Source organism: Sphingomonas sp. PEI4 (genome assembly GCF_056679955.1).
Window position 1 is genome coordinate 3,743,987 of the sequence record NZ_CM155258.1, and the last position, 18,450, is coordinate 3,762,436.

The 18,450-nt window shown below is 64.8% G+C and carries 17 protein-coding genes; 7 read left to right on the forward strand and 10 right to left on the reverse strand.

Annotated elements, in window-relative coordinates; genetic code table 11:
* The first annotated feature begins 87 nt into the window (after positions 1–87).
* Complete coding sequence (locus tag AC1MLZ_RS17390) at positions 88–471, forward strand: MarR family winged helix-turn-helix transcriptional regulator (protein ID WP_480959577.1); 384 nt, start codon at positions 88–90, stop codon at positions 469–471.
* Positions 468–1,283 (forward strand): NAD-dependent epimerase/dehydratase family protein, encoded by an 816-nt coding sequence (locus tag AC1MLZ_RS17395; protein ID WP_480959578.1) that lies wholly within the window; start codon positions 468–470, stop codon positions 1,281–1,283. Before AC1MLZ_RS17390 ends, AC1MLZ_RS17395 begins: the two co-directional genes overlap by 4 nt.
* 306 nt (positions 1,284–1,589) lie before the next feature.
* Here AC1MLZ_RS17395 and AC1MLZ_RS17400 read toward each other — a convergent pair whose 3' ends face one another.
* Positions 1,590–2,444 (reverse strand): helix-turn-helix transcriptional regulator, encoded by an 855-nt coding sequence (locus tag AC1MLZ_RS17400; RefSeq protein ID WP_480959579.1) that lies wholly within the window; start codon positions 2,442–2,444, stop codon positions 1,590–1,592.
* 92 nt (positions 2,445–2,536) lie between these two features.
* Between AC1MLZ_RS17400 and AC1MLZ_RS17405 the strand changes: the two genes are divergently transcribed.
* On the forward strand, positions 2,537–3,436 hold the full coding sequence (locus tag AC1MLZ_RS17405) for an SDR family oxidoreductase (RefSeq protein ID WP_480959580.1): 900 nt from the start codon (positions 2,537–2,539) through the stop codon (positions 3,434–3,436).
* Between the two features lie 145 nt (positions 3,437–3,581).
* Here AC1MLZ_RS17405 and AC1MLZ_RS17410 read toward each other — a convergent pair whose 3' ends face one another.
* Positions 3,582–3,791 carry a LysR substrate-binding domain-containing protein gene (locus AC1MLZ_RS17410; protein WP_480961598.1) on the reverse strand — a complete coding sequence of 70 codons (210 nt, stop codon included), beginning with the start codon at positions 3,789–3,791 and terminating at the stop codon, positions 3,582–3,584.
* Positions 3,792–3,919: 128 nt separating this feature from the next.
* On the opposite strand from AC1MLZ_RS17410, the gene AC1MLZ_RS17415 reads away from it, so the two are divergent.
* Complete coding sequence (locus tag AC1MLZ_RS17415; protein WP_480959581.1) at positions 3,920–4,123, forward strand: glutathione S-transferase family protein; 204 nt, start codon at positions 3,920–3,922, stop codon at positions 4,121–4,123.
* A gap of 344 nt (positions 4,124–4,467) precedes the next feature.
* Positions 4,468–5,952, forward strand: coding sequence for a hypothetical protein (locus tag AC1MLZ_RS17420; protein ID WP_480959582.1), 1,485 nt, complete (start codon positions 4,468–4,470; stop codon positions 5,950–5,952).
* A gap of 125 nt (positions 5,953–6,077) precedes the next feature.
* Here AC1MLZ_RS17420 and AC1MLZ_RS17425 read toward each other — a convergent pair whose 3' ends face one another.
* Positions 6,078–6,995 carry an NmrA/HSCARG family protein gene (locus tag AC1MLZ_RS17425; protein ID WP_480959583.1) on the reverse strand — a complete coding sequence of 306 codons (918 nt, stop codon included), beginning with the start codon at positions 6,993–6,995 and terminating at the stop codon, positions 6,078–6,080.
* Between the two features lie 98 nt (positions 6,996–7,093).
* Here AC1MLZ_RS17425 and AC1MLZ_RS17430 point away from each other — a divergent pair, with 98 nt between their 5' ends.
* Positions 7,094–7,498, forward strand: coding sequence for a winged helix-turn-helix transcriptional regulator (locus AC1MLZ_RS17430; RefSeq protein ID WP_480959584.1), 405 nt, complete (start codon positions 7,094–7,096; stop codon positions 7,496–7,498).
* Positions 7,499–7,569: 71 nt separating this feature from the next.
* Positions 7,570–7,767 carry a hypothetical protein gene (locus tag AC1MLZ_RS17435; RefSeq protein WP_480959585.1) on the forward strand — a complete coding sequence of 66 codons (198 nt, stop codon included), beginning with the start codon at positions 7,570–7,572 and terminating at the stop codon, positions 7,765–7,767.
* Positions 7,768–7,773: 6 nt separating this feature from the next.
* Here AC1MLZ_RS17435 and AC1MLZ_RS17440 read toward each other — a convergent pair whose 3' ends face one another.
* The 7 genes from AC1MLZ_RS17440 to AC1MLZ_RS17470 all read right to left on the reverse strand — a co-directional run bounded on the left by AC1MLZ_RS17440 (position 7,774) and on the right by AC1MLZ_RS17470 (position 18,437).
* On the reverse strand, positions 7,774–10,980 hold the full coding sequence (locus AC1MLZ_RS17440; protein WP_480959586.1) for an autotransporter outer membrane beta-barrel domain-containing protein: 3,207 nt from the start codon (positions 10,978–10,980) through the stop codon (positions 7,774–7,776).
* Between the two features lie 437 nt (positions 10,981–11,417).
* Positions 11,418–12,524 (reverse strand): CDP-alcohol phosphatidyltransferase family protein, encoded by a 1,107-nt coding sequence (locus AC1MLZ_RS17445; RefSeq protein WP_480959587.1) that lies wholly within the window; start codon positions 12,522–12,524, stop codon positions 11,418–11,420.
* A 111-nt stretch (positions 12,525–12,635) separates the two neighbouring features.
* On the reverse strand, positions 12,636–13,778 hold the full coding sequence (locus AC1MLZ_RS17450; protein WP_480959588.1) for a glycosyltransferase family 4 protein: 1,143 nt from the start codon (positions 13,776–13,778) through the stop codon (positions 12,636–12,638).
* Between the two features lie 15 nt (positions 13,779–13,793).
* Positions 13,794–14,957: a polysaccharide biosynthesis/export family protein gene (locus tag AC1MLZ_RS17455; RefSeq protein WP_480959589.1), complete on the reverse strand. Its 1,164-nt coding sequence runs from the start codon at positions 14,955–14,957 to the stop codon at positions 13,794–13,796.
* Positions 14,957–16,249: a glycosyltransferase family 4 protein gene (locus AC1MLZ_RS17460; protein ID WP_480959590.1), complete on the reverse strand. Its 1,293-nt coding sequence runs from the start codon at positions 16,247–16,249 to the stop codon at positions 14,957–14,959. Before AC1MLZ_RS17460 ends, AC1MLZ_RS17455 begins: the two co-directional genes overlap by 1 nt.
* Positions 16,246–17,640 (reverse strand): ABC transporter ATP-binding protein, encoded by a 1,395-nt coding sequence (locus tag AC1MLZ_RS17465; RefSeq protein ID WP_480959591.1) that lies wholly within the window; start codon positions 17,638–17,640, stop codon positions 16,246–16,248. The genes AC1MLZ_RS17460 and AC1MLZ_RS17465 overlap by 4 nt, the downstream gene beginning before the upstream one ends.
* Positions 17,637–18,437: an ABC transporter permease gene (locus tag AC1MLZ_RS17470; RefSeq protein ID WP_480959592.1), complete on the reverse strand. Its 801-nt coding sequence runs from the start codon at positions 18,435–18,437 to the stop codon at positions 17,637–17,639. Before AC1MLZ_RS17470 ends, AC1MLZ_RS17465 begins: the two co-directional genes overlap by 4 nt.
* Positions 18,438–18,450 lie beyond the last annotated feature (13 nt).

Below are 18,450 nucleotides of genomic sequence, written 5' to 3' on the forward strand. Positions count from 1 at the left end.
AGCTAGATGGCTAGCAGATTAATCGAGGATCGGCATGGCGCCGTCGGGGCTTGGGCTAAGCGGTGCTACCTTGCCGGTCGGGCAGCGATGGAAGCCATGCTGCGACCATTCGATCTGGGCTCGACGCAATGGTACATCCTTCATGAACTCTTCCACCACGGTCCGACCATGCAGCGCGACCTCGGGAAGCTCCTTCAGGTTGAGCGATCGACGCTGACCGTCATCGTCGGGGTGCTCGTCCGCAAGGGGTGGGTGGAGCAAGTGGCGGACGACGCAGACCAGCGCCGCAAGCTACTCCACATGACAAGCGCCGGCACTGACCTTTGGGCGAAGTTGCCCGACCTTTCCGCCATCATCAACGATGCGGCCTTTGCCGACATTGCCGAGGCCGACATGGAAGCCGCCGTACGCGTGCTACGCCTCGCGACCGAGCGATTGGACGCCTTCGTCAAACAGGGACAAATCCGATGACAATCCTTCTGACCGGAGCCACCGGGCTTGTCGGTGCCCGCCTACTGCCCCGCCTGCTGGCATCCGGTCACACCTGCCGGGTAATGATACGCGGCGGCAAACTGGCGCCGGTCGGAACTGAAGCCGTGGAAGGCGACCTGTTCGATCCTGTTTCGCTTGGCTCGGCGGTGGAAGGGGTGTCGGCCGTCATCCATCTCGCGGCCGTGTTTCGTACACATGACGAGGGGCTGATCTGGAAGAGCAACCTCGATGGCGCACGCAACCTGATCGCGGCCGTCGAGACTCACGCTCCGAACGCGCGCTTCATCCTCGCCAGTACCAGCAACGTCTATCGCAGGGATCAGGCGCGACCGGGCCGCGAGAACGATCCCGTCGCCCCGACGCAGGCCTACCCCGCGAGCAAGGTCGCGGCAGAGCAGGCGCTGCGCGACAGCCGGCTGACATGGACGGTGATGCGTTTCCCGTTTGTCTATGGCGACGGCGATGGGCACCTGGCCGCGCTGCCCGGCCATGCCGGACCGGCGAACTGGCATCCGGCGATGCGAATGAGCACGATCCATCACCAGGACATCGTCACTGCCATGGCGCTGGCCCTGGATGGCCGGTTTGACGGCCGCGTTGTCAATATTGCGGATGACGTTCCGGCATCGATGCACGACCTCATCGCGCTTGGCGGCGGTGACATGGCGGCGTCAGCGGAGCCGCTGGCGTCCCCTTGGGCAATGCAGGTCGATACTGCGCTCGCCCGCAGCCAGGGGTTTCGGCCGACGATCCGGACCGTCTTCCAAGCCGCCGACGATCAGCTTCTCTGACGGGGTGTGTCCCCACAAATGAATGGTAGTCGAGAAGGGCAGGGCGTTCTCGATCGGGAGCCCGGCGCATCGATCGCTGGCGTCGATCCGCGCTATCGGCCCGGCCACATCGCGCGCGGTCGGCTCCGCCGCCTCGGCACCATGTCGATGCGGTTGGTCCGCCCGAAACCAATCCAGGATTGCAGGTCGACCCGTGACCACGCGGCCTAGCACCTTTCCCGCAAACGAAGGTCCAACAAGGAAGCGCGCGTATTTCGGAACCCGTCCTGGTCGCTGAACGGGAAAGATTGGCGTCGGTGCGGGGGGTTATGCCCGTTCGGTCAGGATATCGGAACGTTCGGATATGAGCGCACGAATCCTGTCCGCATCGAACCCGCTTATCGGATTGTATATCACCATCGACAGATCGGGGCGTCCGTCCACTGCAAACGCCGAATATTCGAGCGAGATCAGGCCGAGGCTAGGGTGCCGGCGCTGCTTTATACCTTCGCCATGCCCGCGTACGTCGTTATCCTTCCACATGGCGGCGAACTCCGGGCTGAGCCGGCTGAGCTCTTCCACCAGCGGTACAACCTCGGCCGACGCACCGGCGCGTGCCGTCTCTGCCCGGAACACCGCGACGACGTAGCGGGCGACGCTCTCCCAGTCGGGCTGTGCGGCTCGGGCGTGCGGATCGCCAAAGATCAGGCGGAGGATGTTCCGCTCGCGCGGGTCAAGCGCCGCATAGTCGGTCAGGACAACGGTGGCGGCCTGGTTCCAGGCAATCACATCCCAGATAGCGGTACGGATGAAGGCGGGGGTGGCCACCATCGAGTCCAGCACTCGCTGCAGCCGCGGTGTCACGCCGTCCGGCGCCCGGTAGCGTACGTCCGGCATCCGCCCGAGCCCGAGCAGGAAGACGTGCTCGCGCTCGGCCTCTGTCAGCATCAGCGCCTGGGTAATGCGATCGAGTACATTTGCCGACGGTGCACCACCGCGGCCCTGCTCGAGCCAGGTGTACCATGTCGTGCTGATGTTGGCGCGCTGCGCCACCTCCTCACGGCGGAGCCCGACGGTTCGGCGTCGCACGGGTGACAGGCCCAACGCGTCCGGGTTCAGCCTGCCCCGTCGGTCCTTGAGATAAGCGCCGAGTGCGCCTTCATGCGCCGAAGCGGGTTTCATCCTGTTAGGCCTTATACCCTGATAATATCCCTACTTTACCTGCTGATCTTGAAGCCATCTAGTAGCGATCGTTAAGTGAATGGAGAAAGATCATGCGAGTATTCGTGACGGGTGCGACCGGTTTCGTGGGCTCCGCCGTTGTTTCCGAACTGCTAGCTGCCGGCCACCAAGTACTGGGGCTCGCCCGATCGGAAGCCTCGGCCGGCGCGTTGATACGGGCCGGTGCGGACGTTCAACGAGGGTCACTCGAGGACTTGCAGAGCTTGAAGGACGGCGCGTCCGACGCGGACGCGGTGATCCATACCGCCTTCGATCACGACTTCACGCGCTTTGCGGAGAACAGCCAGGCAGATCGGCAGGCGATCGAGACCCTCGGCGAGGCACTGGAGGGCACGGATCGTCCTCTACTCGTCACGGCGGGTCTCGCCCTGCTCGCGCCGGGCCGAGTCGCGGTCGAAGGGGACATGCCGCCTGCTGATCCGAACTACCCACGCCAGTCCGAAGCCGCGGCGGCCGCGCTGGTCGCACGCGGCGTACGCGCGTCGGTCATTCGCCTGCCGCCGTCGGTGCATGGAATGGGCGACCATGGCTTCGTGCCGATGCTGGCGGCGATCGCGCGCGACAAGGGCGTATCGGCCTATATCGATGCCGGCGAGAACCGCTGGACGGCGGTCCACCGGCTCGACGCCGCCCGGGTCTACCGGCTCGCGCTCGAACATGGCGCGACCGAGCGCGCCTATCATGCCGTCGCGGAGGAAACCCTCTCGTTCCGTCGCATCGCGGAGTCGATCGGTCGTCAGCTTGGCCTGCCGGTGCGGTCCGTGTCCGGAAACGAGGCGGCGGAGCATTTTGGCTGGTTCGCCATGTTCGCGGGCATGGACACGCCGGCTTCGAGCGAGCGGACGCGTGCGCTGTTGGGCTGGTCGCCGAGTGAGGCCGACCTCCTCACGGACCTCGATCGTCCGGGTTACCTGGACGCAGCGAGCGCATGAGTATCCTCATGCACCGCGCACTCGGCCGGCTCTGCCGTGCACCCTTCCGATATAGAATGCTATCCACGAGACGATGATTTGGAAGAGCAGGGCGTTCTCGATCAGGATCGAGTTTCGAGGATCAACGCGGATGCTCGGCCATGCGTCATACGGCCCTGCCTGCATGAAGCGCCGCCTTGAACAGTTCGAAGGCCGTCGTGCCCTGCCGATCGGGGTAATAAAGATGGTATCCGGCGAACGGTTCGCACCACGGCTCCAGCAGGCGGGTAAGACGGCCATCGGCGATCGGCGCCGCCACCAGATCCTCCAGGATGTAGAGGACGCCGAACCCCTCGAGGGCGGCGGCGACCAGCAGGTCGCCGTCGTCGCTTCATCTCGTGGTGGCGCGGCAGCGACGAGGCGATCGCGTTCTACCAGGGCCATCGCATTCCGGAAGTGGGTGGAAGGTCGGACAACCGGCAGATTGCCGAGCAGAACTTCAGCATGCTCGACGCTCATCTGGCTTCGAGGGGAACGGCATATATCCTCGGTGATAGGCCGCTTCTGCCGGACATCCTCCTGTTCTCCTTCATCTTCACGATGACCGCCGCGGTGCCGTGGCTTATGACCCCTGATCAGGAACACATGAGCGCATGGTATGCTCGCATGCAGGCGCGGTCGACCGTTAAGCAGGCCAAAAATCTATGAATAAGATAGCGGTGTCATAGTCTTGGTCGCTCGACCTAACCAAGTTCGCGCCCGTCTGCCTGCAGTGGATGCAGGCAGTATCGGGTGATGGCTGGTGCCGAGAGATCGCTGCCCCGGACCAGCGCGGTCGCCTATGACCCCAACGGAGCCGATCGTGGCAGCCGCGACGGGCATGGCGATGTATGCGCAAGCCTTGATGGCCCACCAACAAACGGCCTATCGCCATCCCGACCATGTATCGCCTGAGTCGAGCCAGACTTCAGACGAACATTCCCCACAAACCTGCAAAGTAGAGTTGCATGCGTCATTTGCCTTTCGTCGCTACCGTCTTCTTCCTCGCCGGTGTGCCCGCCGCCATCCGAGCGGCTCAGGTTTTCGAAAAGCCAGTCACGGCGACCAAGGTGCCAGAGTCCGCAGGGGGGCTGCCTTCGGTCTCAGTCCTGTCGCCTGCGGATTGGCGGAAGAGGACGCAGGTCGATCTTGCCGCTTATGCAGATGCGCTGCGACAGAACTACATCTACGCCGTCTATCCGGACGCGGCGCGCTGGCGCGCATGGTTCGACCGCACGCTCGCGAGCGTACAGGCCGAGCTTCCGCTGGTCCGTGACGAGGCTGGCTACCGGGCCGTGCTCGGTCATCTAACCGCCGCTTTTCAGGATGCCCACGTCTCGATCCGCTTCGATCCGACGCAGCCGATCCCATCCAACTGGCCGGGCTTTCTAGCCCGCTTCGATAACGGCACATACCGCATCACGGCTTCGCGGCAGGCGAGGGTTGCCGATGGTGCTGAAGTGTCGGCCTGCGATGGCAAGCCGCTGTCATGGTGGATCGGTACCATCGCGCAGCACGAAGTCGGGTTCCCTGACACGCTGGAGGTCGCCCGCAACCAGGCGGCGCTTCGGCTCTTCGTTGATCGCGGCAGTCCACTGCGCCCGCGGCCTACGCGATGCACCATTGGCGGCAGATCGGTGACGCTGGACTGGACACCGGCACCGATGAAGGACATCAATCCGATCCAGCGCTCGTGGCGGGGCGCCCGCGTTCCTGAGGTCAGCACACGACTGGTCGGCAGCGACGGAGCCTGGGTGAAGCTCGGCTACTTCCAGCCCGACGATGCCGCCCAGGCCAAAGCATTTTACGCGGCGATCGATGCCGCACCGTCTCTTCGATCCAGACGCTTCATCGTCCTTGATGTGCGGGGCAACGGCGGCGGCCCCTATAACTGGTTCATGGCGTACCTGCGCGGGCTTTACGGCCAAGAATATGCCGATCACCATGCCACCGAACGGCTGCGCATCCGCGCGGTCTATCGCCTGTCACGGGCCTACCTGAAGCTCGACCAAGACGATGCAGCGGAGGCAAGCAACTTCGGGGAACCGGCGGACCCGCCCTATGAGATCAATGATGCCGCCAATGACAGGTTTCAGAAACAGGCGATTGCGTCGGGCCAGCAGATCTTCCGGTCGATGCCCATCCCTTTGCCCAACAGCGGCACGGCACCGGCTAACCCGGTCCACGCCGACGTCTACGTCCTCACGGATTATGGCTGCGCGAGCGCTTGCATCAGTTTCGTCGATGAGATGAAGCGGTTTCCGGGCGTACGTCAGATCGGGCTGTCAACCGATGTGGACAGCCGTTCGGGCACCGCCGTCGAAATCGAATTGCCGAGTAAGCAGGCGACCGTCCTGATCGCGGCGATGACGCGCGACGGTCGCACTCGCAACGACAATGCGGCTCACCTGCCGGCGATACGCTTCCGTGGCGACATTCGCGACGATAAGGCCGTTGAAACGTGGTTCCTTCGAAACGTTTTCAAGAACCATAATTAGGTTTCACGGCGATGGCCGAGCGTGGAGCAAGTGGCCGAATGGCGTGATCGCATAGTCGACCCCGATGGGGCTGGTCTGGCCCCCCCCCCGGGTTCAGGTAACCGAAACGAGGAGAGGCGAGATCATCATGCGGTGTTGTATTCCCACGCGCCGGCCGTACCCAGTGCGTGTTCGAACGACGTGCGACCGCTGCCAGCGAGCCATGTCGCAAGAGACTGCATTTCGGGATTGATTGTGCGCAGGGTGTCGAGGTCAGCATGGCCCGCGAGCGTGCCCTGGTCCTGCAGGGCGGTCAGCTTGTCCAAGAATGGGTTCGCGGCAAGGACGGCATCCGGGAACCGCGAATAGGCGATGGGGCGACCGGCCGCCTTCGTAAATAGGGTCTGCAAATCGCGGCCCGTAACGGTATCGCTCGCAATCTCGAACGTCTCTCCGCCGAACCGTGTCCGATCGGCGAAGATCGCCGCGACGAATTTGCCGATGTCTTCCACTGCGAGAAGCTGCATCGACTGATCAAGCTTGGCAAAGAAGGTGAACCGCCCCTCTTCGAGTCCGAAGCCTGGCATAACCAGCATCTCCATGAATGCGGCCGGTCGCACGACGGTGGACGTGATAGGCAGCGTGCGGATATGGGCCTCGATCTGAGCCTTGCTGTCGAAGTGTCCCATTCCGGTCGGCTTGTCAGAAACAGCGCCACCCGAGGTGTAGACGAGGTGTTCGACGCCGGTATCGTTCGCCAGATCGGCGATGCTGATGCCGTAACGCACCTCGTCCTCATCGCTCACCTCACCTCCGGGCGAACTCGGCTGCACGCTGAAAACGCCGTGAACGCCCTCCATGGCATGCCGAATTGCAGCAGTGTCGGCCAATGTGCCCTGTACGACTTCGACGCCCGCATCTCGAAGCGCGGCCGACTTCGCCGAGGCGGGATCCCGAACGAGCGCACGCACGGGCCAGCCTGTTTTCAGAAGCGCGGTCGTGACCGATCCACCTTGCTGACCGGTGGCGCCAAAGACGAGGATCGGTTTGTTGTAATCAGACATGAATTACCCTCTGCATGAACAAGGGTTACGCATATATACCGACGTTAAGTAGTCGGAAGACGGCACATGTTTCGCCCTCAGGCACAGGAATGATACGCTTGGACGAACTGATTCACGGTCGGCCCTATGAAATGACGAGTCGCGGGCCCCGGTTCAGGCCATGCGTTCCCAACGGCGTGCTCGCGCGGCTCGGCGACAAATGGACAATCCTGGTCATGTCGCATCTTGCGGTAGCGCCCGGACACCGGCTGCGCTTTTCGGCGCTCAAGAACGGTATCGAAGGGATAACGCAACGGATGCTGACGCTTACCGTCCGTAATCTGGAGCGCGACGGCCTGCTGGTGCGGCATTATTTTCCCGAGGTGCCGCCACGCGTCGAATATGAACTAACTGAAATGGGTGCCAGCATGCTGCCCGCTCTGGAGGGCTTCACGTCCTGGATACGGGAGAATTGGCCCCAGATTGCGGAAGCTCGGGCGGTCTACGACGAGGCGCAGCTATGAATGGGGATCCCGGGGCTTTCCCGTCCTGACCCTAGAGGCTGTCATGGACCTGGAAGCAAGACGGGTGCGCCGTGGCGGTGGATGCCGAACACCTGCCGCCACGGGCGGCGGTGTACCAGCAGACGCCGCGCTGGCTGGCGGCAGGACGCGTCGAGGCGCTGGTCGACGACCCAGCGTCGCGGCTTTGTCCTCTACTTGCAGGACTTCACGTCGTCGCCTTCGCCTGCCTCATGATGAAGCAGGCTGCTGCGCTTGCCGCAGGTTCATAACAACCTCTAGAGCCCGATCTGAAGGCTGGCTCGCAGCGACAGCGCGACCCGACCCTGCTGCTGCTCGGCGTTGAACTCGCCGCCCATCCGGAAGAGGCCGTTGCCGCCGACGCCGCGCAACTTGCCGACCCAGCCGCTGGTGCGCTCTTGTGGGGTCAGCGTGAATGCCTCGCCGCCTTCGAACGACGCCGTCGTGGCGCCAAGCCCACCGCCAACGAGCTGACGGCGCCCGCCCTCGGCTTCGACGCGGAACCAACCGTCCTCTAACGTCGAGCTACCGAAGTTCAGCCCGATCGCCGTGCTGCCGGTGACCGCCAGTTCGTCGCTGGTACGTGAACGGACGACCAGATCGATCGCGTCGCCGCCACCGGTCTCGCTATAGCCGTCCTCGTGCAACCGGTAATAATCGATCGCCAGCACCGGCCGGAATACGAACATGCCCTTGCCGGCTTCCCACGATACCCCGCTCGACGCCGAATACAGTGTACCGTTCCAGTTCCCTCTCGCGGTTCGATCGATCGCCTCGCTGCCAATGGCGCCGGTGAACTGGCGCCTTCCGTCGAATGTTATCCTTGCGCCGGATACGCGCGTGTTGGCCTGTAGATCGCCCCAATGTCCGCGCCAATATCCGGCAAGCTCATACTGGTTCGATCGTACTTCGTTGTCGGTGCCGTCATCGGCATCCTGTCCGTTCAGATACGCGAGCGAGGTGCCGAAATTGCCGACACCGGTCTTATACTCGGCGCCCGCCGATACGCCCCAGCCGCTGATGTCGTAGCCCGCGGTATCGCCAATGCTCTTCGATGTGCCCCAGGCGACCTGCGTCACCCAATAGCCCCATTTGCCCTCGTCCTTGAACGGGCCGTTCGGATCGGCGAGCACGCGGGCGGTTGCACGCGAGCCCATCGTCACCGCCTCGAACGTACCGCCGGCATGGTCCGGGAGCATCTGGCGGACCGAGCCCCGAAACGCATCGCCATCGGTGATGTTGAGGAACGCGCCGGCGACCTTCGTGTCGTTGCCGAGTGCCCTGTAGACCGCATCGTACGCTGATGCCTGCGAGCGGTTGAGCCCAAGTTCGGTCGACGATTTGCGCGCGACGTCGACTGCCAGGTCGTTGCCCGTCCCGGTCGCGATGCTGGCATTGTAGAGGAACGGAAGCAGTGTCGTGGTCGCGGTCAGGTTTGCCGCGCCCGTCAACGTGCCGGCGCGCAGGACGGTGTAGCGACCCTCGGCATCGACGACGCTGGTCAGCCTCAACGCGAGCCTTGAGTCCCTGTCGAATGCCGCTGCACCGGCGACCTGGATCATCGTGCCGGTGCCGCCTGTCTTGTCCAGCGTCACGGCGAGAACGCCACCGCCGCCGACCGACAGCGACGCGATCGATGCGGCCCTGGTGATGGATAGCGTGCCGCCGTTGACGGCGACCGCAAGGCCACCCGAATTGGCAAGCGTGCCGGAGAAGCGGGAGGTGCCGCCGAGCGTCAGCGTGTCGTTGCCACCGCCGAAGTCCGCCGCGCCGTTGAACACCGACGTACCGGCAAGCGTCAAAGAGTCGTTGCCCGCACCGAACACCGCGCCGCCGGTGAAGCTGGCATCTCCCGATAGCGCGAGCCGGTTGTTGCCACTCCCGAATCGCGCGGTACCGGCGACGGTGCCGTCCGCGACCTCGAATCCGTCGTTGCCGCTGCCAAAGCGCACGTCGCCGACAATCGCGGGTGCTGCTATGCCGGTTGCGACAGCGGTCTGGCGGACGATCGCGCCGGTCGTGTTGGCCGACAGGTCGATCGCGATGTTGCGTTCGGACGTCGCGAGTGCCCCCGATGCGCCGATCCCGCCGCTGTTCTCGACCAGCGTCACCGTTCCCGACCGGTCGAGGATGGCGATCGCGGTGCTGTCGGCGGACTGCACGTTCGCCCGGATCGCGCCGCTGTTGCGGATCGCGCCGACCGATGCGCCGGTGTCGACGAGCACGGCCGTGGAGCGCGATGCAGCCGTACCCCCGCCTGCCGCGGAGATCGTGCCGGCGTTGCGGATTTCAGGAGTCGAGGCGCCCGTACCGAGCTTCAGGGCGGTCGCGCTCGCGCCGATCGCGACGGCAGCAACCGTGCCGTTGATGCCGATCCCGCCGGCGATCGTCACGGTCCCGCCCAGCCCGCCAATCGCCAGACCGTTGCCCTCGACGCCACCATAGACACCGCTGCCAGCGATGCCGCCGTCGACGATCAGCCCGAACCCGGTTGCCGCGCCCGTCACCGCGCCGATCGCGACCGCCCGCGTGGCCGAGCCGATCTGCACTGCCGGTGCCGCGCCGTAGGACGTAATCGCAGCCGAGCCTTCGGTGGCATCGGGAAGACCGTCTCTGTCCTCGTCCAAGTCGGTCGCGCTCGCGTCCCTTGGCGGCACTGCGAAGATGATCCCGCCCGACACGTTGCCCGCGACGATCAGCGCGGAGCCACCCTGCAACAGGTCGTCGGCGTCCAGCCTCGACGGGCTGGCGGGCGCCGTCACATAGCGATAGCCGGTCGAACCGAGCGCGCCCTGCACCACCAGCGCCCCCGCAATGTCGCCATCGACGCGCGCGGCAACCGCGCCCTGGCCGATCGCCGCGATCGTCCCTGCGAGCCGGACGTTGCCGGTCACGTCGGCGATCCGCACGCCGGTGGATCCGTTGCCCGTGACCGATGTCTGCCCGTTATGCGTGAATGCACCGGTCAGCGGTCCGCCGAGCCAGATGCCCGAGGAATTGTTGCCCTCTACTGTTATCACACCGCTGTTGACGATCGCGCCGGTATACGCGCCGGCAGTACGGATGCCGGTTCGGCCGGTGCCCACGGCGAATGGCCCGTCAAGGTCGCCGTCATTGTCCGTGTCCGTCACGACATGGCTTTCGTCGATGATGATCCTGCCGGTCGCCGCGTTGGTGATGCCGCCGCCGGTGCCTGCGTTGGCGAGGATGCCCGTCGCATTGTCGGCGTTGGTGACCTGGATGGCGCCTTCGTTCGTCACGGAATTGGCGCTGTCGACGGTCACCGCGGTGCCGCTCGTCGGCACCACCGAACCCGCTGCGGCAATGCGGATATTGTCCGGGGCACCGGCCCTGATCGTCGAGGTACGCACGGCATCGGTCCGCCTGGTGTCGATCACGGTCTGGGCTTGGGCGCCAGTCGTTACCGCGAACAGGCAAGTGGTGGTCAGCAGGAGACGACGCATACGGATCCCTTTTTGGTATGTTTTCGAAAGGAAGACGGAGGCGGGGCCCGCGAACCTTGAACTCCAACCGCATTATTATTCGGCACAGGGATTGCAGCGGCGGCACGTTGTCCGGCGAACATCTCGGGGCAATACGAGCAGGATCACCACCACCATCGCGGAATTCGACCGCAACCGCGACGAGAGCATGCGCTTTATCACGACGCGCTTGATGACGTCGGCGGGGGCGGCCGTCGTGGGTCCGGTCAGAGCCCACTCATCATCCGACACCCAATCCGCTCGTCCGACGCCGCCCCCAAGAGACAGCTTTGAATCAACCGAAGAAGCGTTCGTCAGCCTTCGTCCACGATACCTGGATCAGGCAAGGAACCAGCAGCCATCACGCAACGAAAGCCGTGCAAAGGACATCCGTCACCTGCCGGGGAAGCCACGTCCATTCAAACGCCGGTCACTTGCGTTTTTGCACCGCGCGGCTCCGGCATGCCCCCGGCGAGACCGGCGAGACCGGCGAGACCGGCGAGTACCGTGACGGTGACGGCAAACCAGCCCAGCGCTATCGTGGCGAATGCGACGAGCAGCCAATGCGTGAACCCTGCAAGAATCAGGACCGCGCATCCGGCAGCGAAAAAGTCGCGCATGGTTAGGTGGATCAACCACTCCATGACGCGCGACCGCCGCCCCTTTTCGCGAAAGTGATGTTTGATGACATCGAAGTTCATCGGCTCGCCCATCGCGCTGGTATGCTTGCCGATCAAGAGCAGCCCGATGGCCAGCGTCACCAGCGCGACGGCGCCTGCGGCTGCTCCAGACAGGTCGCCAGACGATCCGACATTGACGGTGACGCCAGTGATGAACGTAAGGTTCGTACAGGCATCGATGACGCTGTCGAGGGTCGCGCCCCGATCCGATGTACGACAGGTCGCTCGCGCCATTTCGCCATCGACGCCGTCGAAGATCGACGCTGCCTGAAATAGCACTGCACCTGCCATCAGGCCGATCCCATCGCCGAGGAACAGCGCGCAGGCCATCGCAAGCCCCAGCAACGCCGTGCCGAGGCTGGCGTGTAACGGCCGGAGCCCCCGTACCCGCAGCAACTGGCCGCTGATGGTCCGCGAGATCGGCCGGTTGATGTAGCGAGACACGACGCCATCACCGCTCTTTCCCGTCGCGGCGAGAATTTGCCGGCTCGCCCGGCGCAGGTCCGCGAGGCATTGGTTTTCCCGTCGTGTCGATATCGCCATAACCACGCTATCCTTGGCGCAGGCATCGAATAGAGCAGGTAATATTTCCTCTCGATGCCCGCCCGCCCGGCGCGCAAGCGCTGCGACGAAGGCCTCGCCTCGGACGGCCATCGTGTAACCGATAGTTGCGTCGCCGGAGAAGTTCAGTCGAAGCCGTGGGGCAAGCCGGTGGCATTCGGCGACCAGATCCTTGCTCGGCGTCCATCCGGGATCGGCGATGATCGCGCAGTGATCGATGCCGTCGGTCTGCATCAACTGCCCGATCGCTTGTACCGCGCGAGCCGCGGCGGGAATGCCTGCCACGCGGTATTCCGCCGTCGCCGCGCTTAAAAAGACAATTTGTATATGGGGCAAGTCGGTCGATCCCATTGGGTGCATTGCACTGTTGACGGAGCGACCGCGTCAAAACCTTGATTAAAAACGTCGAGGCGAGCCGTTCGACAGCACTTGACGGTAAATGGCCAGATTGGCGGCCGCGAAGTCTCGCCAACGAAGTGAACGTGCACGAACGATCCCTGCGGCACGCATCCTGTCCGCAAGTGCGGGAGAACGCACGACTTCGAGCAGCCTGCTCGCGATCGATGCGACGTCGCGTGGATCGGCGAGAAGTGCGGCCCCCCCGGAGACCTCCGGCATCGAAGAGACGGCGCTCGTGACGACGGGGCAACCGCAAGCCATAGCCTCCGCAACCGGGTTACCGAAACCTTCGGCAAGGGACGGGTGGAGCAACACGCTCGCCGCGCCGTAGAGCGATACAAGCACGTCGCCGTCGACTGCTGAGAGAAACCGCACCTGGCTGAATATGCCCAATGCAGAGGCGAGGCGTTCGAGGCGAGCACGGCCGGGACCACGACGTTGGACAATGACGAAATCGATCGCGGGGTCGTCGGCAAAGGCAGCGGCGAAGCCACGTAGTGCGCCCTCATGGTTCTTGTAGGGCGCATCCTGGCCGACGGTCAGGACGAACGGTCGATCCGGCGCAAGGCCGAGTGCTGCCAACGCGGCAAGATCGGGAGCGGACGGTCGAAAATAATCCGACACGCCGGACAGGGTCACTACCGTTCTTTCGGCTGCCGGGGGGTGATACGCGGCAATCTCTCCTGCAGTAGCGGCGCTGATCGCCGCGATCGCATCGGCGGACCTGATCGCGCGACGCAGCCCGTGACCGTAGAAGAGACGCTCCACCTCCCCACGAAGACCCGTACGACACCACGTTGGGTTGGTCAGGCGCATGATGTCATGGATTGTCACGACGCAGGGTGTAGGCAGACCGGCCGGCATGATGTTGAAAGTGGCATGGAAAAGGTCGACCCGGGTTAAGTCCACCACTTCGGGCAGCCACCACATCGTTGCGGGGCCGTTTGCCGCTTCTCGTACCGCGTGTTCCACGACGTTCGGCGCATCGCTGAGCCGGCCGGGGAACGCGGCGTGGCGCAACAGCAGAAAGCGGAGATCCGGCGCCAACCCGGGCACGTGATCGATCAGGCCGCGAACGACTTCCGCGATGCCGCTCGGCCTTGGCCCGATGTAGCGGCAGTCGATACAGATCGTCGTCATCGGCTGTTCACGCGCCTACTGGACCGCGTTGTTGATGCCGGTGACGGAGAATGCCGCACTGGAGACGATGCTCAGGAACTTCTGCAGATCGGCGATAGGCGCGTTCGTGACGTAGATGACGTCGCGGTCGCGGATGGCGAAATCCTGTGCCGTGAAAAATGACGCCGCCTGGCCCAGATCGAGCCGGTAGACGACTGGAACGAGACCCTCCGCCGTGCGCCGGGCGCTGCGTGCAGCTTCGGCCTCGAGCACCTCGGGATGTTCGAGGCGGAAGATGAACACGCCGCGCACGTCCGCCCGGTCGTCGCGCAGACCGCCGATCCGGCCAAGCGCCTGCGCGAGCGATATGCCTCCGCCTTCGAACGGGACTTCGGCATTCTGGCCGACAGCCCCCAGCGCGATGAAGCTGTAGGGTTGGAAGACGGCGGTGACGAGATCGCCGGGCTGCAGCATGACGTTCTGCGTCGGGTCGCGCACAACCGCGTCGAGCGGCATCGCCGCGGTCCGGCCCCCGCGCGTCAACTGCACGGTGGTCTTTGCGACAGGCTGACGAGAGCCGCCGGCTGCGGCGAGCGCATCGAGCAGGCGTTCGCCGCGCGGCGTCAGCGGAATGCGGCGGGTTGCGCCGACTTCGCCCATCACCGTGACCGCACGGCTGTCATTCTGGGCGAGGCGGACGATCACCTGCGGGCTGTGCGCGCGGCCGGCCAGACGCGTGACGATCATACGGCCGACATCCTGCGGCGTTCGCCCGCGCACGCTCACGCTCCCGACGAAGGGGATGGTGACCGAGCCCTCCTCGCCCACGACCTGCTGCGGAATGCCGGCGCTCTGGGCGATCGAGCTGCCGATTGCGGCGCCCGGCGGCGTGGCACCGAACAGCACGGCGGGCGGCGCCTCCCAGATGCCGATGTCGAGCACGTCGCCCGTACCGATCACCGTGCCCGTAGGCGCGCTCAGGCCGAAGACGTCGGCGAAGCGCTGCGACCGCGCGAACGAAGCGGCACGCCGCGCGGCGCCGTCGTCGAGCGCGACGATGCTGATGCCCTGCGCCGCGGCGTTCGGCCTGGAGGCTCGGCTTATGGCTTTGGACGAGGGGCCGGATGCACTCATCGTCGAGCAGCCGGCAAGGAAGAGCAGGAGCATCGCAGCGGACGGGAGCGGCGGCAGGACGGGCATTACAGGAACCTCTCATAGAGCGCGGCAAGGCGCGCCCGGTAGCGTTCGGGAGAAAAGAGCGCAGCCTGAACGAGGCCGCGGTGCGAGAGATCGGCACGCAGATCGGCATCGGCGTCGAGCGCCCGCAGACCCGCACAGATCGCGGCAGTGTCATAGGGATCGACGGCGAGTGCAGCATTGCCCGCCACCTCGGGCAGCGATGACGTATCGGAGCACAGGACGGGCGTGCCGAGCAGCATCGCCTCGAGCACGGGTAGCCCAAAGCCCTCGTACAGCGATGGGAACAACGCCGCCTTGGCGCCGCGGATCAGGCTCACCAGCAGGCTGAACGGTGCATAGGGCAGTTGAATGATCCGTCCCCGCCGCAGATCGCCCTTTACCGGCTTGGCGTTGGCGAACGCATCGAGCAGGCGAAGTTCGCCCTCCGCACGCCAGGCGCGTGCGCCGACGATGACGAGCGGTGTCTCGATCCCACTGGCCAGATAGGCTTCGATGATGCGACCGATGTTTTTCTTCGGCTCGATCGAGCCCCAGAACAGGAAATAGCCTTTGTACCCGGCGCCAATCGCGCCCTCGACCTCGCGGGCGACTTGATCCTCCGGTATCGCAAGATAACGGGCCGGAATGTCGACCGACTGATAGGTATTGGTGATGCGGTCGGGCGCGATGCCGGCCAGATCGATGATGTCGCGGCGCGAGCATTCGGAGACGGTGACGATATGATCCGCCGAACGCGCGATTTCGCGCAGCAGGGCCAGATAGCGCCGCTTGTTGTCGAGTGTGGTGTAGGGGAGCCTGAGCGGGACGAGGTCGTGCAACGTGTATATATTCGCCGCCCCCGGCACGCGGAGCGGTAGCGGGTATGTCCAGTGCGCGACATCGGGGCGCGCCGGCAGGCGAACGGCAGTGGTCCGGCCCCAGGCATGGAACCGCGCGTGCGCCCGACGGAAGACGTTCGTTGCACTATAGAGGTCGTTGTAATGCGGCAGCCGGGCGTGAAACTGCCGGGCCACCACTCGCCCGGTAATGGGCACCTCACTCGCGCGCGATGCAAGCGGCGACACGATGCCGGCAAGATCGCGCAATTTGCCGCTACCCCTACCGCTCTCACCATCGAAGAAGGCGATCTCGCGCAACAGCGGATCGCGTGGCGCCGGACCTCGGCTGGCATAGAGCACGGACGTGCGATGGCCGAGACGTCCGATCTCGTAGCTGAGGTTGCGAGCATAGGTGGCGACGCCGGTACCCTCCGCGAGCCCGAGATTGTAGCCGTCGATCAGAACGTGTTTCATCCGAGTAAGGCCTTCTGAGTCATCTGCCAGTCGCGGAACGCGCCCGCCGCCGCGGCGATCGGCCATGCTGGTTCGTCCGAGCGCAGGCACGCGACAACGTCGTCTCCGTCGGTCGGGGAGAGGTGAGAAAAGGCGAGGACGCGGATCGCCTCGCCATGAAGAAGATCCGTCACGGCGACTTCATCCGCCTGCTCGGTGAAACGTCGGTCCGCCACCATCGCCGCGGCGAGAGCGTCGCAGGTTGCGTGGCGTCGCAGGAGGTCGACCACCTCGTCTTGGTCAGGCAGCGTGCCTCGCCAGAGCAGCCAGGCCAGTGCCTCCACGTCGGGACGGCCCGGCACCTGCGCGTCGGCAGGTCCCTTGTGATACGGGGGGACCGGCCACGCGGCCGTGTTCCCGGTGTCGTGTGCGACGACGAAGCGGAGGTGCTCGACGACATCGGCGGCCGGCTCGCCGAGCGCGCAAGCGGTGCGATACGATGCTTCGGCCAGCGCGAACCGGCCGCCCTCCTTGGCGGCATGCGCGTGCTGCACCCAGTAGGAACGCTGATAGGGATGGAGCGCGAGCGCCGCCGCATAGCGCTCCTCCGCGACGTTCCAGTCGTGCGCGTCGCGATGCCAGTCGCCCTCGCGCACCAGCATCCGGAAGCGGTCGTCGCCGAGCGCGCGATGCTGCGCGTTCTCGATGAGCGCGGCGCGGTCGACGACGGCGGTCTGGTCGATCGCGGGCGCACCGGCGAGACCGATCGCTTCCCTGAACCGGTCATAGGCGTCGTCGAAATCATCGAACAGCGCCAGCTTGCCACCGTGGAGCAGCGCGAAGCGGTTGCAATGGTCACGCAGATAGCCGGGATCGTGCGAGATCAGCACCATCGCACGGTCGCCGCGCTTGCCGAACAATTCGCGGTTGCAGCGATCGTGGAAACGCGCGTCGCCGACCGCGCCGATCTCGTCGATCAGGAAACAGTCGAACTCGATGATCATCGATATCGCGAAGGCTAGGCGTGCCCGCATGCCCGACGAATAGGTTCGCACCGGCTCGTGCAGATATACGCCCAGTTCGGCGAAGTCCGCGACGAAATCGAGGTTGCGCTTGAAGTCCTGCGCATAGATGCGACTGATAAAGCGGATATTGTCGATGCCTGAAAGCGTCGGCTGGAACGCGCCGCCAAAGGCGAGCGGCCACGACACCGACATGCCGCGTTCGATACGCCCAGCCGTAGGCCGCTCGGCGCCGCTGATGAGGCGGACCATCGTCGACTTGCCGGCGCCGTTCCGCCCCAATACGCCGAGACGCTCTCCCATGCGCAGTTCGAAACCGACGTTGTCGAGCACGACATTGTCGCCCGATCGCGTGCGGTACACCTTGCAGACGTCGGTCAGCCGGATCATTCGGGCACCACCCGGCGCGCCACGAGCCGCGTTGTGCCCAGCGCGACGAAGGTCAGCACGAGGCAGAAGGGAAGGACGTAGCCAAGATCGTAATGGGCGTGGACGCGCGCGCCGAAATACCCCTCGCGGACGATCTCCGTGCCATGCACCATCGGAATGTAGAGCACGTACTTCTGCGCGGCCGTCGGCAGCGCGTCGACCAGGAAGGCTGCGCCCGACAGGGGGAAGATGAGATACGAAGCAGGGTGCCACAGCTTGTCGACCAGCTCGCTTACGTGGCTCAGAGCGCCCAGCGTAATAGCCAGCGCAGCCCCGAACCAGGCGATGATCAGCCAGCCGCCGACGACCTCCAGGATGTTCCGGGGCGGATCGATCCAGCCGAGGACGATAAACAGCGCGCTAAGACCTGCGAAGGACATGGTCGCCCCGCCGAATTCCAGCAACACACGGGCGACGTAGATGTCCAGTACGCGGATGTTGCTATGGTAGAGCAGCGACAGGTTGCTCCACAGTGCGCCGATGCACCGACCGGGCATGTTGCGCCACAGCAGCACGCTGGAATAACCGGTGAGCGCGAACGCTATGATGGGCAGGTCGCTGCCGTGATACGCTTCGGCTGCCGTCCACAGCGCCGCAACGCCGAGCGTGAAGAGCATGGGTTCCACGAACAGCCACAAGAAACCGATATTATGACGGCCGTAGCGCGTCAGCATCTCACGCAGCAGTAGCGCAACGAGAACGCGACCCTGCATGCGAAGGCTGTTGCGCAGCGAGGGCGGGGCGATCGGCGAGGCCATGGGCCGGACGATC